The sequence below is a fragment of the Bacillus cereus group sp. MG1 genome, assembly GCF_040460035.1.
GTDB lineage: Bacteria > Bacillota > Bacilli > Bacillales > Bacillaceae_G > Bacillus_A > Bacillus_A cereus.
The window spans coordinates 552601-571227 of the sequence record NZ_JARVGY010000001.1 but is presented as its reverse complement, the minus strand read 5'-3'; the positions used below and the strand labels follow the sequence as shown (position 1 = coordinate 571227).

Sequence of the window (18627 nt, the reverse complement as noted above, 5' to 3'; positions counted from 1 at the left end):
GGGGGAGTGTTCATATGCTATAATGTAGAAACATATAGCTATAAGGAGATGTACGAAATGATTCCAGTAACAATATTAACTGGTTTTCTTGGATCTGGGAAAACGACATTATTAAATCGTATTTTATCAGAAAATCACGGTAAGAAATTAGCGGTGATTGTAAATGAAATAGGGCAAATTGGCATTGATAATCAGTTGATTATGAATGTGGAAGAAGAAATTATGGAAATGACAAATGGCTGTTTATGCTGTACTGTACGTGAAGATTTACTCGTTGCTTTAAAACAGTTACTGGACGTAAAAGCGGAAGGGAAAATGGATTTTGATGGTTTAGTAATTGAAACGACTGGCCTTGCAAATCCAGGCCCGATTATTCAAACATTCTTTTTAGATCCAGTCATTCAATCTGCTTACCAAATTAACGGTGTTGTAACGGTAGTAGATAGTTATCATATACATAAACATTTTGAAAAAGGATTAGAAGCAAAAGAGCAAATTGCGTTTGCTGATGTCGTTTTAGTAAATAAATTAGATTTAATTGAAGAGAATGAGAAAGAAAATCTCTTGCATGAAATTCAAGGAATTAACCCGACTGCAAAGTTAATTGAGGCGACTAACTGTGAGGTAGATATACCATCTTTATTACAAATCCAAACGTTTAAAATGAAAGATACGTTGCAAATTTACCCTCATAAAGAACATAACCACTTAGAAGGTGTGAAATCATTTGTATTACGTGAAGAACGTCCGCTGGATTTACAAAAGCTTAATGAGTGGATGTCAGCTGTCGTTCAAGAGCTAGGGGAATATTTATATCGTTACAAAGGAATTTTATCGATAGATGGAGTAGATAAACGTATCGTTTTCCAAGGTGTACATACGTTATTTGCTGCTTCGTACGATAGAGAGTGGCAAGAGGGCGAAGAGCGAGTAAGTGAAGTAGTTTTTATCGGAAGAGATATTAATAAAGAGTGGTTCCAAGAACATTTCGAGGAGTGTGTGAAATAAGTCTGCGTAAATTGCAGGCTTATTTTTTATGAGCATTCTATTAGATTGCAAAACAGAATTAAATAAGGGAGAGAAACTAAAAATTGATAAATGTATAATAAAAAGCCTGTTTTCACAGGCTTATATTTTCGTCTATTAGTAACTCCATTACAACACCTACAACTGGACCTTCATCATCAATATCCCCATTTAAGCGGAAACCAAATGATTCATACAGTCCCATTGCAAGTTTGTTGTCTGGATGTAAACTTAAGTAAATTATTTTGCATTCAAATTTTTCTTGTAAGAATTGAATGAGTAAGCGAAGGAAACGTTTTGCGTATCCTTTTCCTTGATATTGTTGGTCAATCATAAAGCGATCGAGCCATACACTTTTATGTTTTACTGAATACCATCCATACATTGCGTATCCTACAAGTGTTTCTCCATCATATAAACCTACTGACGTTCCGTTTCCTTCATATAATGATTCTGCTAAAGAAAACGCGTTACTTTCAATAAATTGTTGCTGATCTTTTGCGACGTCTAAAGCAACTACTGAACGCCAATTTTTTGCTGTTACTTCACAAATGTGAAGATTCATAATTCCAACTCACCTTCTAAATTAATATAGCTTTAAAGCTAATATGGATAATTTTACTTGTTATTTTGGTCAAGTCAAGGATAAATACATAAAAAGGCAGCTGAATAACAAATTCAGCTGCCTAGAAAGTGTAATGGATTAGTTTGTTGCTTCTTTCAATGTGTTTACGTTTTCTTCCATTAAAGTAAAGTAATCTTTATTATTTTTTGCATCATCTTCAGAAATAGTAGCTAAGTGATTTAAGCGTAAAACTTTTGTACCAGTTTCTTTTTGAATTACGGATGCTACTTTTGGAGTAGAGAATGTTTCGAATAAAATATATTTTAGATTATGTTCTTTTACTGTTTTTGTAATGTCAGCAAGCTGCTTTTGAGATGGTTCATCAGAAGCTGAAATTCCAGCGATAGGAATTTGTTTTAGGCCGTATCGTTGTTCCCAGTAACCATAGGCAGCATGAGAAACTAAAATTTCTTTCGTTTTTGCGTTCGCTACAGCTGCCTTAAATCCATCGTCTAAATCAGTAAATTTAGTTTGAAGTGCTGCAAAGTTTTTTTCGAATTCTTGTTTATGTTCAGGTTGTAATTCTACAAGTGCATTTTTAATTTTTTCTGCCTGTTTCATTGCTAGAGTAGGATCTAACCAAACATGCGGGTCTTTATCGTGATGATGTTCATCTTCTTTATGGCCATCTCCATGATCATGATGCTCTTCTTCAGTAGAAGCACGAAGCTCAATACCTTTAGATGCATTTACAATTTTAACATTTTCTTTTTGTAATGTTTTTTCCATTTTTTCAGCAAATGGTTCTAATTCAGCGCCGTTATAAACAAATAAATCGGCTTTTGCAACTTGTACTGTTTGTTTTTGACTTGGTTCAAATGTATGTGAATCTGCACCAGGTGGGTAAATCGCTTCAACATTTACATAGTCGCCACCGATTTTCTTTGCGAAATCAGCAAGTGGGAAAATCGTTGTATAAACTGTTAGCTTTCCATCTTTCTTGGCATTACTTTCTTTTTTATTTGAGCAGCCAGCGAAAATTAAGGTAAAAATAAGTAAGAATGAAAATATAGTCAATCTTTTAGGCATGAAGTTCTCCTCTTTTCTTTTTACGGATATATTTTCCCCAATTATAGAAGAAAAATATCATTTTAATACAAAACGGAATAATTACGTTTTAGTTTGCGAACTTAGTATAATACATCTTTAATAAAGTTGCAATAAATAATAATCATTCCGATTTGTTTTTGTTATAAAGTTGTCAAATATAGGTGTATTATTTTTGCAAATGCATGCATATGTGACAACGCTGTTTTCATATATTGAAAAGGAGGTAAAGAGGGGGATGAGCGCTTGGGTTATTTAATGGAAGCTATTTTATTAATATTAGCGGTAGTATTGCCATTATCTTTCGTATTAATTTTTTTAAGAAGATTAATAAGTAATTTAGGGGACGCTACAACAATAACGAAATTACAAGAGAGAGATGAGAAAAAAGAGTGAGTAAAGCACTATGCGTACGCATAGTGTTTTACTTGTGGTAAAATAAGAGCAGGAAACTCCTAAAGGTTGTATTTTACTAAAGGAGAGAAAAGTAAAATAAGAGGTATATGCATATATGAATAAGCGAACAGCGTTAATACTTGGTGCAAGTGGTTTAGTTGGACAAGAGATAACGCGTCTATTACTTGAATCAGATTACTACGATTCGGTTACTATTTTTGTAAGAGAGCCAATGCAATTGCAACATGAGAAGTTACAGCAGAAACAAGTTGATTTTTCGGTATTAGAGGAATATAAAGAGTTCTTTGCTGTGGATGATGTTTTTAGTTGCTTAGGAACAACAATAAAAAAAGCAAAAACAAAAGCAAATTTTAAAAAAGTAGATTATGAATATACGTTACGAGCTGCTTGTTTAGCTGAAAAACAAGGGGTACAAAATTTCCTTGTCGTGTCTTCTATGGGAGCGAATCCTAAATCATTCTTCTTTTATTCACAAGTGAAAGGAAAAATGGAAGAAGAATTGCAAAAGTTAGTGATTGGTGGTATTCACATTTTTAGACCATCATTATTAGTAGGAAATCGACAAGAATTTCGTTTCGGCGAACGAATGGCTGAAAAGTTATCTCGTATTATTCCGTTTATCTTTAAAGGAGCTTTCAAAAAATATAAACCAATTTCAGCTAAAGATGTGGCGAAAGGGATGTATATAACCGCGCTGCGAGAAGAATCGGGTATCCATACTTATAATTCAAATGAAATTACAACGATAGAATAAATAAAACCGAGAAGAATGACTTCTCGGTTTTATTTATTCGTATGAATTTTTCCTGGTGCTCGCTTATATTGGTGAGGTTCTTGCAATTCAAAGCCAAGTTCATTGGCCGCTATTCTTGGAAAATACGGATTGCGAAGTAATTCACGTCCGATAAAAATTAAATCTGCTTCGTTATTATTTAAAATTTGCTCTGCTTGTACTCCGGTCGTAATTAATCCAACTGCACCAGTTGCAATGTTAGCATGCTCTTTAATATGTTTGGCATATTGTACTTGATAACCAGGATACACATCAATATGTGCTGGTACAACTGCGCCAGAACTACAATCGATTAAATCTATTCCCTGTTCTTTCATCCACTTTGTATACTGAACGTAATCTTGAACCGTTAGCCCGTCAGGATGATAATCATTTGCTGAAATACGGACAAATAACGGTCCGTCCCAAACTTCATTTACAGAGTCGATGATTTCGCGTAAGAAACGATAGCGGTTTTCAGGTGAACCACCATATTCATCAGTCCGCTTATTGGAAAGCGGAGAAAGAAATTCATTAATAAGATAACCGTGAGCACCGTGTATTTCAATAACATCAAATCCAGCTTGTTTTGATCGTACTGCAGCTTGCTGAAAAGCTAATACAGTATCTTTAATTTGGTGTTTGCTCATTTCTATTGGCATTTTCATTGTTTCATTAAATGGAATGGCTGAAGGAGCTAACGCATCTGTTTCTAGTTCTGCTTTTCTTCCGGCGTGAGCGAGTTGAATGGCAGCTTTTGCACCATTATCATGTATAAAAGTAGTCGTTTTATGTAAGCCTTCAATTAAACTGTTATCCCAAATGCCTAAGTCTTTATTTGAAATTCGACCTTCAGGTAACACGGCTGTTGCTTCAATCATAACTAAACCAACTTGGCCGGCAGCTCTTGTTCCATAATGAATGAGATGGAAATTCGTTACTTGGCCATCCCCGTTTTCCGATGAATACATGCACATAGGTGACATAACAATCCGGTTTTTTAATGTAACGTCCTTAATTGTATAAGGTGAAAAAAGTTCGGAATTCATCCAATAGCCTCCTAGATTGAATTTTCTTACATTGTATCATTCTCTTTTTTGTTTCTCTAATAAAACGCTTATACGAAAAATTTTGTATATTCGTGTTACAATGACTAATATGAACTGAATTGGAGGATGGCATATGTACCAGGCTTATTATGAAAGCGAAGTAGGTTTGCTTGAAATTACAGCGAATCAAGAAGGAATTACGTCTGTTATATTTGTTGATGAACGACAAGAAGAAAATAAAAATGAAATGATAGAACAATGTATAAATGAGTTAGATGAATATTTTAAAGGGAAAAGAAAAGAGTTTACGGTCCCGCTGTCTGCGGAGGGAACAGCATTTCAAAAAAATGTATGGGATGCACTTTATACTATTCCATACGGCGTAAGTGCTTCATATTTAGATATTGCAGAGAAAGTTGGAAATACAAAAGCTGTACGGGCAATAGGAGGGGCAAATAGTCGGAATCCAATTTCAATAATTGTTCCATGTCACCGTGTAATAGGGAAGAGTGGAAAGCTTGTTGGATATGCTGGTGGTTTATGGAGGAAAGAGTGGTTATTAAAACACGAAGGTATTTTGAAATGACGTATGGATGGGAAGAGGGATTGTTTTGAAATGTATAAATTGTGGGCAACCTTGCGAGGAGGAACAGTTAAATTGTGCAAGTTGTCAGCGAAACTTGGATAATGAACAAGATGAAGGTAGCTCGTTAATAGATAAAGAACTAGAAGTATATGTAGGGAGACAATATCCGTATTACAAAAGGAAATGGGAGCTTGAGAATAAGCGGATTGCTAGGTGGAGCTGGAATGGTTGGGCTGCTATTTTCAATATAGGCTGGCTAGGATATCGTAAGTATTATGTACCAGCTGCTTTATTTATGTTGTTATTAGTAGCGTGTGATGCATTTTCGTATTATATGGGATTTAATGTAGCGTTGCCAATCATTAATATGGTGCCTCTTACGTTTTTATTACTCATTTTTATTCTGTTTGGAATGGGGATTTTTGCAAATGGATTGTACTATCAATTTGCGGAAAGACGTATATACCGAATAAAAGCAAGAGAAATAAAAGATAAATCAGTTGAAAACTATCTAATCAATGATAGCGGCGGAACGAGCAAAATGGGAGCGACAATTGTTACTATTTTAGCAGTTGCTAGCATATTTTTTAGTCATTTCTTTTTTCCGACTGATCGAGACGTTATTCAAAAGGTTCGTACAAGCTCGCTTTATGAATATCCTTTCTTTTCAATAGGTGAATCTTTCGAAAATTATTTTCAAAATTCAGGTTGGATATATTATCGTGGAACGGAAGGGTTAGAATTAGTAGAATTCCAAGGATATAACACCGGAACGCCAAGACAAAAGGTGAAGATTCAATTTGTTGTCGATTATAAATTAGGTGAAGTGGAACCATACTCATTTATGGTTAATGGTGAATCTAAAACTGAAGAAGAGTTTTTGAAGCTAATGGAAGAAATATTTAAAGTTCAAAATCCATTTGATATAGAGGATGGATTACAAGTAAATGCTATTCAAGAAAGCGGCTGGAAAGAAATTTCCGATCGCTTTTTTCTATGTTTGTTAAAATAAATATTTAAAATAATCAGAATCTTTTGTATAATAAAATATATTATATAGGATTTAACTTATACATATAGATTGGGGGAAGGAAGAATGAAGAGAAAGACAACAACAATTGCTGCACTTGCGTTAACGACGAGTGTATTGGTTGCAGGGTGTGGGAATGGTGAGAAGGCTTCGACAACGAAGAAAGAATCGAATAAGGGAATGGCCGATAAACAAGTTTTAAATTTGCTAGAAACAGCTGAAATTCCTTCAATGGATACATCTAAATCAACGGATTCTGTATCTTTCCGTGTATTTGTAAATGCAATGGAAGGTTTATATCGTCTAGATAAAGATAATAAACCAACACCAGGTATGGCAAAAGATGTGAAGATTAGTGAAGATAAAAAGACATATACATTTGAATTACGTGATGCGAAATGGTCAAATGGTGATCCAGTTCGAGCACAAGATTTTGTATATGCATGGCAACGTACATTAGATAAAGCAACAGCGGCAGAATATGCATTCATTTTATTTGATGTGAAAAATGCACAGAAAGTAAATAAAGGAGAATTACCATTAGATCAACTGGGTGTTAAAGCGAAGGATGATAAAACGTTGGTAGTAGAATTAGAGCAACCAGCACCTTATTTTCTTGAGCTTACGTCGTTCCCTACATTTTTCCCATTAAATGAAAAATATGTGAAAGAGCAAGGAGATAAATACGGATTAGAAGCAGATAAATTAGTATATAATGGACCATTTACAATGAGTCAATGGAAACATGAACAAAATTATCAGTTAAAGAAAAATCCTAATTATTGGGATAAAGATACTGTAAAGTTAGACGAAATTAATGTAAGTATTGTGAAGGAAACAAGCACGGGAGTAAATTTATATGATAGTGATCAAGCAGATCGAGTTATTTTAACTTCTGAATTTGTTGATAAATATAAAAAGAATAAACCAGATGAATTTAAAACGAAGTTAGACCCGCGCATATATTTCTTACGTTTTAACCAAAAAAATGCAACATTTAAAAACCAAAAAGTACGTGAAGCGATTGATTTAGCATACGATAAAAAAGGAATTGCTGATGTCATTTTAAATGACGGTTCATTGCCAGCATATTTCTTAGTACCTGAAAAATTCACGACAGGTCCGGATGGAAAAGATTTCCGCTCTGTAAATAAAAACTTCCGTGATAGTAAAGATAACGCAGAGAAAGCAAAAAAATTATGGGAAGAAGCGAAGAAAGAGCTTGGTCAAGATACAATTACGGTTGAATTACTAAACGATGATAACGGTAGCCGTAAAAAAGTAGGCGACTTTATTAAGGAAGAACTAGAGAAAAACTTGCCTGGTATTAAAGTGAATTTGAAACAGCAACCATACAAGCAGAAGCTAGATTTAGAAAAGAAATTCCAATATGAATTCTCATTATCTGCATGGAGCCCTGATTATCCGGATCCAATGACTTATATTGATATGTTTGTTACTGGAAGCTCATTTAATGAAATGGATTATTCTAATCCGAAGTATGATGATTTAGTAGCGAAATCAAAAGGAGAGCTATTAAAAGATGATAAAGCACGCTGGAATGCACTTGCGGAAGCTGAAAAAATCTTAATTGGTCAAGACGCAGCAATTTCTCCTACGTACCAACAAAGTACAGCTTATTTAGAGAAGCCATTTGTAAAAGGCATTGCTAACCATACGTTTGGCGGGGACTTCAGTTATAAATGGGCATATATTACAAAAAAATAGTATAATAAAAGATGAGTGAATTTTCGCTCATCTTTTATTTGTATAAGGAGGAATTATAGTTGTTAAGAGGAATCAATCATATTTGTTTTTCGGTATCTAATTTAGAAAACTCTATTATGTTTTATGAAAAAGTATTAGAAGGAGAATTATTAGTTAAAGGAAGAAAATTAGCTTATTTTAACATATGTGGAGTATGGATAGCGCTTAATGAAGAGACGCATATTCCGAGAAATGAGATTCATCAATCTTATACGCACATTGCATTTTCTGTTGAACAAGAAGACTTTAAATGTCTAATACAGCGATTAGAAGAAAATGATGTTCATATTTTACAAGGAAGAGAACGTGATGTAAGAGATTGCGAATCTATATACTTTGTTGATCCTGACGGTCATAAATTTGAGTTTCACTCAGGGACACTGCAAGACCGTTTAAATTATTATAGAGATGAGAAACCTCATATGACATTTTATTAGGGAGGGATAGCATTTGCATGCACTTGTAATTGGTGGGACAGGAATGCTAAAGAAAGTTTCTATGTGGCTTTGTGAGAAAGGATTTTATGTTTCTATTATTGGACGAGATGAAGTGAAATTAAAAAATGTTAAGCGAATGAGTTCTGCACCAGAAAATATTACATGCCTTTCGTTAGATTATCATAATGATGAAGATGTAAAGCTAGCTATTAAAAGTACAATTAAGAAAAATGGCCCGATCACATTAGTTGTTGCATGGGTACACACAAGTGCAAAGCATGCACTATCAAATATTTGTAAAGAACTAGATTTGTCGTCTAAAACATAGAGTTTATTTCATATTTTAGGTAGTAAAGCATCACGTATGCCTGCACAAAAAATAGGGAGTACGCGATGTATTTATCATAGAATTATTTTAGGTTTTATTTTAGAAGATACATATGGAAGGTGGCTTACTCATCAAGAGATAGCTGATGGAATTATAAAAAGGATTGAAAGTAAACGAGCGGAGTGGATTGTAGGGAGAGTTGAACCGTGGGAATTACGACCAACATGGTGAGGGGGAGTAAGAAATGAAAACAACTATATATGTAACAAGGCATGGTGAAACAGAGTGGAATGTAGCGAAGCGAATGCAGGGACGGAAAAATTCTGCTTTAACTGAAAATGGTATAGTTCAGGCGAAACAATTAGGAAATCGAATGAAAGATTTACCAATCCATGCGATCTATAGTAGTCCGAGCGAAAGAACACTTCATACGGCAGAGTTAATAAAGGGGGAACGTGATATACCCATTATAGCGGATGAGCATTTCTATGAAATCAACATGGGTATATGGGAAGGACAAACAATCGCGGATATAGAAAAGCAATTTCCAGAAGAAGTACATCTGTTTTGGAATGAGCCACATCTTTTTCAGTCAACATCAGGCGAAAATTTTGAGGCCGTTTATGAAAGAGTAATTGAAGGGATGCAGCTTCTTTTAGAGATGCATAAAGGACAAAATATATTGATTGTGTCTCATGCGGCAGCAGCAAAATTACTTGTAGGGCATTTCGCGGGAATTGAAATAGAAAATGTGTGGGATGATCCATTTATGCATAGTGCCAGTTTGAGCATAATAGAATTTGAAGAGGGTATTGGTAAAGTGAAACAATTTGCAGATATAAGTCACTTTCAATAAATGTAAAAAAGGCCGCAAAACGGCCTTTTTTTGGGTGGTATAAAAACTAGCAGTTACGTTTTTTATACCAGAAGTGATCGAATTTCTTATTTTTGCAAGATGGGAATTTATGTCTGCCATCTTTGCAATCGTTCCATTTCTTTCCGTCATCACACGAATCGTCGCAAGAGCCACCGTGTCCATTAGGGAAGAATTCGCATTTTTTACAGTAACATCGTTTAGTCCAGTAAAATTTCTTTTCAAAGCGTACACATTTTGTAACGAATGTACAATGCTTTCTACGAGTACGTTTTGTAACTAAAACGCATTCTTTTCTACGCGTTACTTTCGTAACGAACGTCCATTTTTGCACGCGAACACGAGTACATTTTGTAACAAATGTCCACTTTTTAACGTGAGTACATTTTGTAACGAACGTACAATGTTTCACGCGAGTACATCTTGTTCTTGGGCATTTACAATCTTCGTTACACTCTATTTTTGTAGTGCAATCATCATCGCATTCAAAAGTACTTGGATCTTGGTGTAAGAAATCCTCCATCCCAGCACTTTTGATTTCTTCGACAGCTTTTCTAATATCACGTTTCATAGAAATCCTCCTTATCATGTATTAAAGTGAAAAGGTATTCTTTTTCCTTAACATGATATGTATGTAGGCATCTTTCTGAACAGGACAAGAGTGTAATTTTATATAAATAGATGATTGCGGATGTATGGACAAGACAAGGCGCATACATTGAATGAAGAGAACTGAGAAGGGATGAGAAAACATGCTGCCTTCATATGATTTTTTTGTTCATCCAATGTACTTAGTGGAATTGAAAAAGGACATTTGGTCAGATAGTCCAGTGCCAGCAAAATTAACTTATGGAAAAAAGAAGTATGATATTGATATCGTATACCGAGGAGCTCATATTCGGGAATTTGAGAAAAAGTCTTATCATGTTATGTTTTATAAGCCTAAAAAATTTCAAGGTGCGAAAGAGTTTCATTTGAATTCGGAGTTTATGGATCCGTCTCTCATAAGAAATAAATTATCTTTAGATTTTTTTCATGATATTGGTGTACTTTCGCCAAAATCACAACATGTATTTATAAAAATTAATGGTCAAATTCAAGGTGTGTACTTACAGTTAGAATCGGTTGATGAAAATTTTTTAAAAAATAGAGGATTACCGAGTGGTTCTATTTATTATGCGATAGATGATGATGCGAATTTTTCATTAATGAGTGAACGAGATAAAGATGTTAAGACAGAGCTCTTTGCGGGTTATGAATTTAAATATTCGAATGAAAATAGTGAAGAACAACTGAGTGAATTTGTATTTCAAGCGAATACTTTGACGAGGGAAGCCTATGAAAAAGAAATTGGGAAGTTTCTACATGTAGATAAATATTTACGATGGTTAGCAGGAGTTATTTTTACGCAAAACTTTGATGGTTTTGTTCATAACTATGCACTATATCATAACGATGAAACAAATTTATTTGAAGTTATACCGTGGGATTATGATGCGACTTGGGGGCGAGATGTACAAGGGAGACCGCTTAATCATGAATATATTCGCATTCAAGGGTATAATACGTTGAGTGCAAGATTGCTAGACATACCTGTATTTAGAAAGCAGTATCGAAGTATTTTAGAAGAAATATTAGAAGATCAATTTACAGTTTCGTTTATGAGGCCGAAAGTAGAAGGGTTGTGTGAATTGATTCGTCCATATTTACTACAAGATCCATACATGAAAGAAAAATTAGAAACATTTGATCAAGAGGCTGATATGATTTATGAATATATAAATAAGAGAAGAAAGTATATACAAGACCACTTACATGAATTGGATTAATTTTGAAAGAGATTGAAACGTTATCAATCTCTTTTTTTTTGTATAATAAAGATGTATCAATGAAAATGAAGTAATATATTTGATAGAGAATGGGGATGCGGATATATGACGATTAAATGGATTGATTGGGTAAAACAAATACAATCTATAGCTCAAGCGGGTTTAACGTATTCTAAGGATGTGTATGATATTGAGCGTTTCCAGCAATTACGAGATATTTCTATTTCAATGATGTCACATTACACGAAAACAGATTGGGAAGTCGTAGAGAAATTATTTGCAAGTGAGACAGGCTATCAAACACCTAAAGTTGATATAAGAGCTGTTGTTTTTCAAAATGAAAAGTTATTATTTGTGAAAGAAAAAAGCGATGGGAAATGGGCATTGCCAGGTGGATGGGCTGATGTCGGTTATACGCCAACCGAAGTTGCAGCAAAAGAAGTTTTCGAAGAGACTGGTTATGAGGTAGATCATTTTAAGTTACTAGCTATATTTGATAAAGAAAAACATCAACCATCTCCATCGGCGACGCATGTATATAAGATTTTCATTGGATGTGAGATTATTGGTGGAGAAAAGAAAACTAGCATTGAAACAGAAGAGGTGGAGTTTTTTGGTGAAAATGAATTGCCTAATTTATCAATTGCTAGAAATACAGAAGACCAAATTAAAGAGATGTTTGCCTACATGAAAGACCCGCAGAAAGAGAAATTAATAGATTAATCCTGCTTGAATTGTACATATTGTTAAAATGAAGATATTGGCAGATTGCAGCCTTTATGTAATAATGGGATGGTATGTGAAGAAAAAAGGAGATAAAAAAGAACATGTTAGCAAACATAATAGATCAGTTATTGCAATTTTTTGCAAGCTTAGGTTACTTTGGAGTAGCTCTTGCTTTAATGATTGAAGTAATCCCGAGTGAAATTGTACTTTCGTATGCTGGCTTTTTAGTAGCGAATGGTAAAATTAGTTTTGTGGGTGCAGTTATCACCGGAACGATTGGTGGTACTTTAGCGCAAATCTTTTTATACTGGCTTGGATACTACGGAGGGCGTCCGGTTGTAGAGAAATATGGGAAATATCTACTTATTAATAAACATCATTTAGACATAGCGGAAGGTTGGTTTAAGCGTTATGGAGCAGGCGTAATATTTTCTGCGCGCTTTATCCCAGTAGTACGTCATGCGATCTCTATTCCAGCAGGACTAGCTAAGATGCCATTAAAACTATTTACACTTTATACGGTTGTAGCGATCATTCCATGGTCAATTCTATTTATATACTTAGGTGAAAAACTTGGTGGGAATTGGCGACAAATTAAAGAGTATGCATCTGATTACACACATTACATAATTATAGGAGCTGTTCTTTTTATTGCTCTATACTTTGGTTTAAAGTATTTCAAAAAGAAAAAAGCAGCGCGTTAAAGTCAATGATTTTTCATTGGCTTTTTTATTTGTTTCGGTTCTAAAGAAAAGGAGTTGTCCATAATGTGTAATAATAAAGCGTAGCGGAGGAATGTGATGAAAGGGTCACCGTTTATACGTGGAACGATATTTTTAACGATGGCAACGATGATATCAAAAATGTTAGGGTTTATATATGTTATACCATTTACAGCGATGGTCGGTACGAGTGGTTACGTTCTATACACATATGCATATCGTCCTTATACCATCATGCTCAGCATAGCAACAATGGGATTACCGCTAGCTGTTTCAAAGATGGTATCAAAATATGATCAACTGAATGATTATCATACGGTTAAGAGAGTGTTGAAAAGTGGAATCGTGTTTATGTTTATAATGGGAGTCATTTCGTGTTTTACGTTATATATGCTAGCTCCGCATTTAGCTAAACTTGTCATCGATGGGAATGATCAAACGGGGAATAGTGTAGGAGCGGTTACTACTAATATTCGAATTGTAAGTTTTGCGTTAATACTTGTGCCAGTAATGAGTTTATTAAGGGGCTTCTTTCAAGGATTCCAATCGATGGGGCCTTCTGCATTAAGTGTAGTTGTAGAGCAATTTTTTCGTGTTTTAACCATTTAAATAGGAAGCTTTGTCGTTTTATATGTTTTAAAAGCTTCTGTTTCACTAGCAGTTGGTATTTCAACGTTCGGTGCCTTTATGGGAGCTGTAGGTGGATTAACTGTTTTAAGTGCGTATTATATGAGAAGGAGAAGGCACTTAAAGAAAAAAGAAATGGCAAGTATACCACAAACAACGAAATCTTTTTTCTCACTTTATAAGGAGCTCTTTACATATTCTATTCCTTTTGTTGTAGTAGGCTTAGCAATTCCGTTGTATCAGACGATTGATACATTTACAATTAATAAACTACTTATACAGATAGGGTATATGCAAGGCGAAGCGGAAAAAATTAATGCGATAATTGGCCTTGTTCAAATGGTTGTGCTTATCCCGGTATCCGTTGCGACAGCTTTTAGTATGTCTCTCGTACCAGAGATGACGAAAGCTTATACAGCAGGAAATACGAAGCTATTGTACAAACATTTTACGAGAACAAATGTATTAGTAGTAGCGATTACGGTACCGGCGGCAATTGGAATGATGGTGTTAGCCAAGCCTGTATATACCCTTTTATTTGGTGCTGGAAATGATCCAGAGATGGGGAGAATCATTTTACAGTATTATGCTCCTGCTTGCATACTATTTTCTCTTTTTACAGTAACGGCTGCTATGCTACAAGGAATCAATCAACAGCAGAAGACGGTGCTAGGACTAGTGATTGGAATTATTGTGAAGATAGTTTTAAATATTGTATTGCTTCCGTATTTCGATTATGTAAGTTTTATCATTTCAACATACGCGGGCTATACGATTTCAGTCGGGTTTAACTTGTGGATGCTTTCTAAATATGTTATAAAGGCAACATAAGCTTTTAAGGCAGAGAGCACTCTGTCTTTTTCTATGTTTATCCCGCTCTAACGGGCAGTAAGATCCTCATCTCAAAATTCAGCGAAAGAAAAGAAGTTTGGTTGGGGGCGGGCAGTCCGTAAAAGCCCGATTGGTGAGGGTTGAAAATCAGTGGGGGGGATGAAGCTCCCACTGATTAAAGTTTCACTTTATAATATTTTTCTTATAAAAACGTTTTCAAAATAATTTTTCTATTGAAATTTAAACGTATGTTTCATATGCTGAGAATGGCGGTTTAAAAACTGTGATTTAAGAGAGGTAGATTCCTACATGTAAAAAGAATCGGGGTGATAGTATGTTAAATATATATTTAACAGACCGAAACGGAAAACTACAAGAGATTGAGGAAATGCAAAAGGGGTGCTGGATTAATGTACTTCATCCAACAGAAGAAGAAATTCAATATCTAGTACAAACTTTAAATGTAGACTTAGATTTCATTAAAGACCCTTTGGATGATGAAGAACGCTCTCGTATTGAAAAGGAAGACAATAATACTTTAATTATCGTGGATATTCCGACAGTTAGACATGACGAAGAAGGAAATTCGATTTATGACACGATTCCAATAGGTATGATTGTGATGCCGGATTGTTTTGTTACAATCTGCTTAGAAGAGAATCCAATTTTTGAACGTTTTATTAATCAACGTATTAAAGAATTTTATACGTTTAAGAAGACGCGCTTTGCACTTCAGCTCTTATATACGATTTCTACTTATTATTTAAGATACTTAAAGCAAATAAATCGAAAAACAATTGATTTAGAGCATCAATTAAATCAGTCAATGAAAAATAAAGAGATTTTCACATTATTAGGCCTTGAGAAAAGCTTAGTATACTTTACAACGTCATTAAAGGCTAATAAAATTGTAATTCAAAAGTTAATGCGTAATAGTACATTTTTAAAAATGTATGAAGACGATCAAGATTTATTAGAAGATGTATTAATTGAAAATAAACAGGCTATTGAAATGGCGGAAATATATAGTCATATTTTAAGTGGAATGATGAATACTTTTAGCTCCGTTATATCAAATAATTTAAATAGTGTTATGAAACTGTTAACGTCAATTACGATCATTTTATCTTTACCGACGATGGTTTCTAGTTTCTTTGGAATGAACGTAAAGGTTCCGTTTGAAGGAGAAGCCCACGGTTTTGTAATTGTACTCATCATATGTGTAACACTATCTTTCACGTTAGCTTTTGTTTTTTGGAAGAAACGTTACTTTTAACGATAAGAAAGCTGCTCTAGCATAGTTATATAACTACGCTAGAGCAGCTTTTTTGCTATGAAATCTCAAATTTTGAATAGAATATAACTTGTACAATGTAATGTATATAAAGGGTATGTATGTCATATAAACCTTGTCCAATTAATGAAATGGGGTTAAAATTACATATTGTTAATGAAAAGTTGGAGGAAATACATCATGGAATTGTTTCAATTACCGAAAGCATTCCTGCAAATGAATACAATTTTTATTTCCATATTAATCGAAGCACTTCCGTTTGTGCTCATTGGTGTATTTATTTCAGGATTCATTCAAATGTTTGTGACAGAAGATATGGTGGCAAAATGGATGCCGAAGAACCGATTTCTGTCTGTTTTATTAGCTACTTTTTTAGGCATGTTGTTTCCAGGTTGTGAATGTGGAATTGTTCCGATTGTAAGACGATTAATTGGAAAAGGCGTTCCACCATACGCAGGGATTGCATTTATGTTAACTGGACCTATTATTAATCCAGTTGTATTATTTGCTACTTATGTTGCCTTTGGGAGTAGTATGCACATGGTATGGTATCGTTCTATTGTAGCGATTATCGTAGCCATTATCGTTGGAATTATATTATCCTTTATGTTTAAAGAACATCAATTAAGAGATGATCACTTCCCAGAAGTGAATAATAAGCGTCCACTGCGTAAAAAAATGTGGGATGTATGTACACACGCTGTTGAGGAATTCTTCTCAATGGGAAAATATTTAGTACTAGGTGCGTTAATTGCAGCAGCGGTACAAACGTTTGTACAAACTTCAACACTTCTTGCTATTGGACAAGGCCCATTTTCTTCATCAGCTGTTATGATGGGACTTGCTTATATATTATCACTTTGTTCAGAGGCAGATGCATTTATCGCTTCTTCGTTCCAAAGTACGTTTTCAACAGCTTCACTTGTCGCGTTCCTCGTTTACGGACCGATGGTGGATATTAAAAATATGTTTATGATGCTTGCGACATTTAAAACGAAATTTGTAATTGTTGTTATAGTTACAGTTACTCTTGTTGTTTATGCAAGCTCACTACTCATTTATGCGATGGGGTGGTAGGTTATGTTTCGAGCATATATATTATTAGGTTTTACAATATTAATTGCGCAACTGCATATTTCCGGTAACATTACGAAGTATATCAATATGAAGTATGCCTATTTATCAACAACAGCAGCAATTATTTTAGGTTTCTTAACGATTATACAAATTATCGTCGTTTTCCAAAAAGAGCACCAAAAGGAAAAAGAGAAAAATGATTGCAGTTGCGATCATAGCCATTGCGGGCATGATCATTCAAAAGATGAGAATACATGGTGGAAAAAAGCATTTTCGTACTCATTGTTTTGTTTTCCAATTATCTCAGGGTTATTTTTCCCAATTGCGACGCTAGATTCGGATATTGTTAAAGCGAAGGGCTTTCACTTTCCTGTTGCACAAGCAGAAAGTAAGGATCCATTTATGACAAGACAATTCCTAAGACCTGATACGAGCATTTATTACGGGAAAGAAGGATACCGCGGTGTAATGGAAAAAGGGAAGAAAGAGTTTGTTACGAAAGACAATATTAATTTGAAAGATGAAGACTTCCTAAAGGGTATGGAAACAATTTATAATTATCCTGGCGAGTTTACTGGGAAAAAATTATCTTTTAAAGGGTTTGTTTTTAGAGATGATTCTTCTAAAAAAGAACAATACTTCTTATTCCGTTTCGGTATTATACATTGCGTAGCAGATTCTGGTGTGTATGGTATGTTAGTGAAAAAACCAGAAGGCGTAGAGTGGAATAATGATGACTGGATTCAAGTAGAAGGAGAGATAACTACTGAGTTTTATCAGCCGTTTCATGCGAATATTCCTGTATTAGAAGTAACAAAATGGAATAAAGTTGAACAGCCGAAAGAACAATATGTATTTAGAGGAGCCGATTGATAAAATCGGTTCTTTTTTGTGGACTAAAAGTTCTGAATGTTGTTAATATTAAACGTGTAGTTCATTTAGTATAGTGATTATTGAAATATTAGGGATAGATCATTAAAGGGGTGATAACAATGACAGAAGTAAAGGGGAAAACAGCCAATGAGTCAAGGGTGTTCAAAACGAGCCGAGTCTTCCCAACGGATTTAAATGATCATAACACGCTATTTGGTGGGAAGATATTAGCGGAGATGGATATGGTTGCTTCTATTTCAGCATCCAGACATTCAAGAAAGGAATGTGTCACAGCATCTATGGACTGGGTCGATTTCTTACATCCTGTTCGTTCTTCAGATTGTGTTAGTTATGAATCTTTCGTAATTTGGACGGGAAGAACTTCGATGGAAGTGTTTGTGAAGGTAGTGGCTGAAGATTTAATTTCAGGTGAGAAGCGTATAGCGGCAACGTCATTCGTTACTTTTGTGGCACTTAGTAAGGAAAATAATCCAGTTCCAGTACCGCGTGTTATCCCTGAAACCGAAGAAGAGAAAGAATTACATCGTATTGCTGTGTTACGTGCAGAACAGCGTCATATACGTAAGGCAGAGAGTAAGAAAGTAGCCACATTGTTAACCTTTTGAGATGAATATTTAGCCATTTAAGTTACTATAGCAGTCGGAAATGGTTTTAAAATGAAAAGCGGAC

General features: G+C 34.6%; 19 protein-coding genes and 2 pseudogenes. 17 read left to right on the top strand and 4 right to left on the bottom strand.

Annotated features, from left to right (window positions below):
* The first annotated feature begins 57 nt into the window (after window positions 1-57).
* The gene (locus QCI79_RS02770; protein WP_000613420.1) at window positions 58-1008 is read left to right on the top strand and encodes a CobW family GTP-binding protein; all 951 of its coding nucleotides are present in this window, start codon (window positions 58-60) and stop codon (window positions 1006-1008) included.
* 112 nt (window positions 1009-1120) lie between these two features.
* Here the strand turns inward: QCI79_RS02770 and QCI79_RS02765 are convergent, their stop codons facing one another.
* Window positions 1121-1591, bottom strand: coding sequence for a GNAT family N-acetyltransferase (locus QCI79_RS02765; protein WP_001048676.1), 471 nt, complete (start codon window positions 1589-1591; stop codon window positions 1121-1123).
* A gap of 138 nt (window positions 1592-1729) precedes the next feature.
* Complete coding sequence (locus QCI79_RS02760) at window positions 1730-2680, bottom strand: metal ABC transporter substrate-binding protein (RefSeq protein WP_001126151.1); 951 nt, start codon at window positions 2678-2680, stop codon at window positions 1730-1732.
* A 264-nt stretch (window positions 2681-2944) separates the two neighbouring features.
* On the opposite strand from QCI79_RS02760, the gene QCI79_RS02755 reads away from it, so the two are divergent.
* Window positions 2945-3094, top strand: coding sequence for a hypothetical protein (locus tag QCI79_RS02755; RefSeq protein ID WP_000540932.1), 150 nt, complete (start codon window positions 2945-2947; stop codon window positions 3092-3094).
* 115 nt (window positions 3095-3209) lie between these two features.
* The gene (locus QCI79_RS02750) at window positions 3210-3869 is read left to right on the top strand and encodes an oxidoreductase (RefSeq protein WP_001042736.1); all 660 of its coding nucleotides are present in this window, start codon (window positions 3210-3212) and stop codon (window positions 3867-3869) included.
* A 29-nt stretch (window positions 3870-3898) separates the two neighbouring features.
* Here QCI79_RS02750 and namA read toward each other — a convergent pair whose 3' ends face one another.
* Window positions 3899-4936, bottom strand: coding sequence for an NADPH dehydrogenase NamA (gene namA, locus QCI79_RS02745; protein ID WP_001083648.1), 1038 nt, complete (start codon window positions 4934-4936; stop codon window positions 3899-3901).
* A 133-nt stretch (window positions 4937-5069) separates the two neighbouring features.
* On the opposite strand from namA, the gene QCI79_RS02740 reads away from it, so the two are divergent.
* From QCI79_RS02740 to QCI79_RS02715, 6 genes and pseudogenes are all read left to right on the top strand, one after another.
* Window positions 5070-5522, top strand: a complete 453-nt coding sequence (locus QCI79_RS02740) for a methylated-DNA--[protein]-cysteine S-methyltransferase (RefSeq protein ID WP_000283913.1) — start codon at window positions 5070-5072, stop codon at window positions 5520-5522.
* A gap of 7 nt (window positions 5523-5529) precedes the next feature.
* Window positions 5530-6534, top strand: coding sequence for a DUF2628 domain-containing protein (locus QCI79_RS02735; RefSeq protein WP_002196418.1), 1005 nt, complete (start codon window positions 5530-5532; stop codon window positions 6532-6534).
* Window positions 6535-6618: 84 nt separating this feature from the next.
* A complete protein-coding gene (locus QCI79_RS02730; protein ID WP_000824281.1) occupies window positions 6619-8280 on the top strand; it encodes a peptide ABC transporter substrate-binding protein in 1662 nt (553 codons plus the stop codon).
* A 59-nt stretch (window positions 8281-8339) separates the two neighbouring features.
* Window positions 8340-8756: a FosBx1 family fosfomycin resistance bacillithiol transferase gene (gene fosB / locus QCI79_RS02725; RefSeq protein ID WP_000943769.1), complete on the top strand. Its 417-nt coding sequence runs from the start codon at window positions 8340-8342 to the stop codon at window positions 8754-8756.
* Window positions 8757-8769: 13 nt separating this feature from the next.
* A pseudogene (locus QCI79_RS02720) lies at window positions 8770-9315 on the top strand (short-chain dehydrogenase).
* A 13-nt stretch (window positions 9316-9328) separates the two neighbouring features.
* On the top strand, window positions 9329-9940 hold the full coding sequence (locus tag QCI79_RS02715; protein WP_000858829.1) for a phosphoserine phosphatase 1: 612 nt from the start codon (window positions 9329-9331) through the stop codon (window positions 9938-9940).
* Between the two features lie 46 nt (window positions 9941-9986).
* Here the strand turns inward: QCI79_RS02715 and exsB are convergent, their stop codons facing one another.
* Window positions 9987-10529, bottom strand: a complete 543-nt coding sequence (exsB, locus tag QCI79_RS02710) for an exosporium protein ExsB (RefSeq protein WP_000817485.1) — start codon at window positions 10527-10529, stop codon at window positions 9987-9989.
* A gap of 181 nt (window positions 10530-10710) precedes the next feature.
* Here exsB and cotH point away from each other — a divergent pair, with 181 nt between their 5' ends.
* The 8 genes and pseudogenes from cotH to QCI79_RS02670 all read left to right on the top strand — a co-directional run bounded on the left by cotH (window position 10711) and on the right by QCI79_RS02670 (window position 18563).
* The gene (cotH, locus tag QCI79_RS02705) at window positions 10711-11787 is read left to right on the top strand and encodes a spore coat protein CotH (protein ID WP_000937997.1); all 1077 of its coding nucleotides are present in this window, start codon (window positions 10711-10713) and stop codon (window positions 11785-11787) included.
* Between the two features lie 105 nt (window positions 11788-11892).
* Complete coding sequence (locus QCI79_RS02700; RefSeq protein ID WP_000153584.1) at window positions 11893-12510, top strand: NUDIX hydrolase N-terminal domain-containing protein; 618 nt, start codon at window positions 11893-11895, stop codon at window positions 12508-12510.
* 104 nt (window positions 12511-12614) lie between these two features.
* Window positions 12615-13217 carry an undecaprenyl phosphate transporter UptA gene (gene uptA, locus QCI79_RS02695; RefSeq protein ID WP_021728398.1) on the top strand — a complete coding sequence of 201 codons (603 nt, stop codon included), beginning with the start codon at window positions 12615-12617 and terminating at the stop codon, window positions 13215-13217.
* 96 nt (window positions 13218-13313) lie between these two features.
* A pseudogene (locus tag QCI79_RS02690) lies at window positions 13314-14693 on the top strand (putative polysaccharide biosynthesis protein).
* Window positions 14694-15027: 334 nt separating this feature from the next.
* Window positions 15028-15969 carry a magnesium transporter CorA family protein gene (locus QCI79_RS02685; RefSeq protein WP_000932389.1) on the top strand — a complete coding sequence of 314 codons (942 nt, stop codon included), beginning with the start codon at window positions 15028-15030 and terminating at the stop codon, window positions 15967-15969.
* 198 nt (window positions 15970-16167) lie between these two features.
* The gene (locus QCI79_RS02680) at window positions 16168-17064 is read left to right on the top strand and encodes a permease (protein ID WP_000418716.1); all 897 of its coding nucleotides are present in this window, start codon (window positions 16168-16170) and stop codon (window positions 17062-17064) included.
* A 3-nt stretch (window positions 17065-17067) separates the two neighbouring features.
* Entirely contained in the window at window positions 17068-17937 is an 870-nt protein-coding gene (locus tag QCI79_RS02675) for a TIGR03943 family putative permease subunit (RefSeq protein WP_000488043.1), read from the top strand.
* Window positions 17938-18056: 119 nt separating this feature from the next.
* Entirely contained in the window at window positions 18057-18563 is a 507-nt protein-coding gene (locus QCI79_RS02670; protein WP_000141164.1) for an acyl-CoA thioesterase, read from the top strand.
* The last annotated feature ends 64 nt before the right edge of the window (window positions 18564-18627 follow it).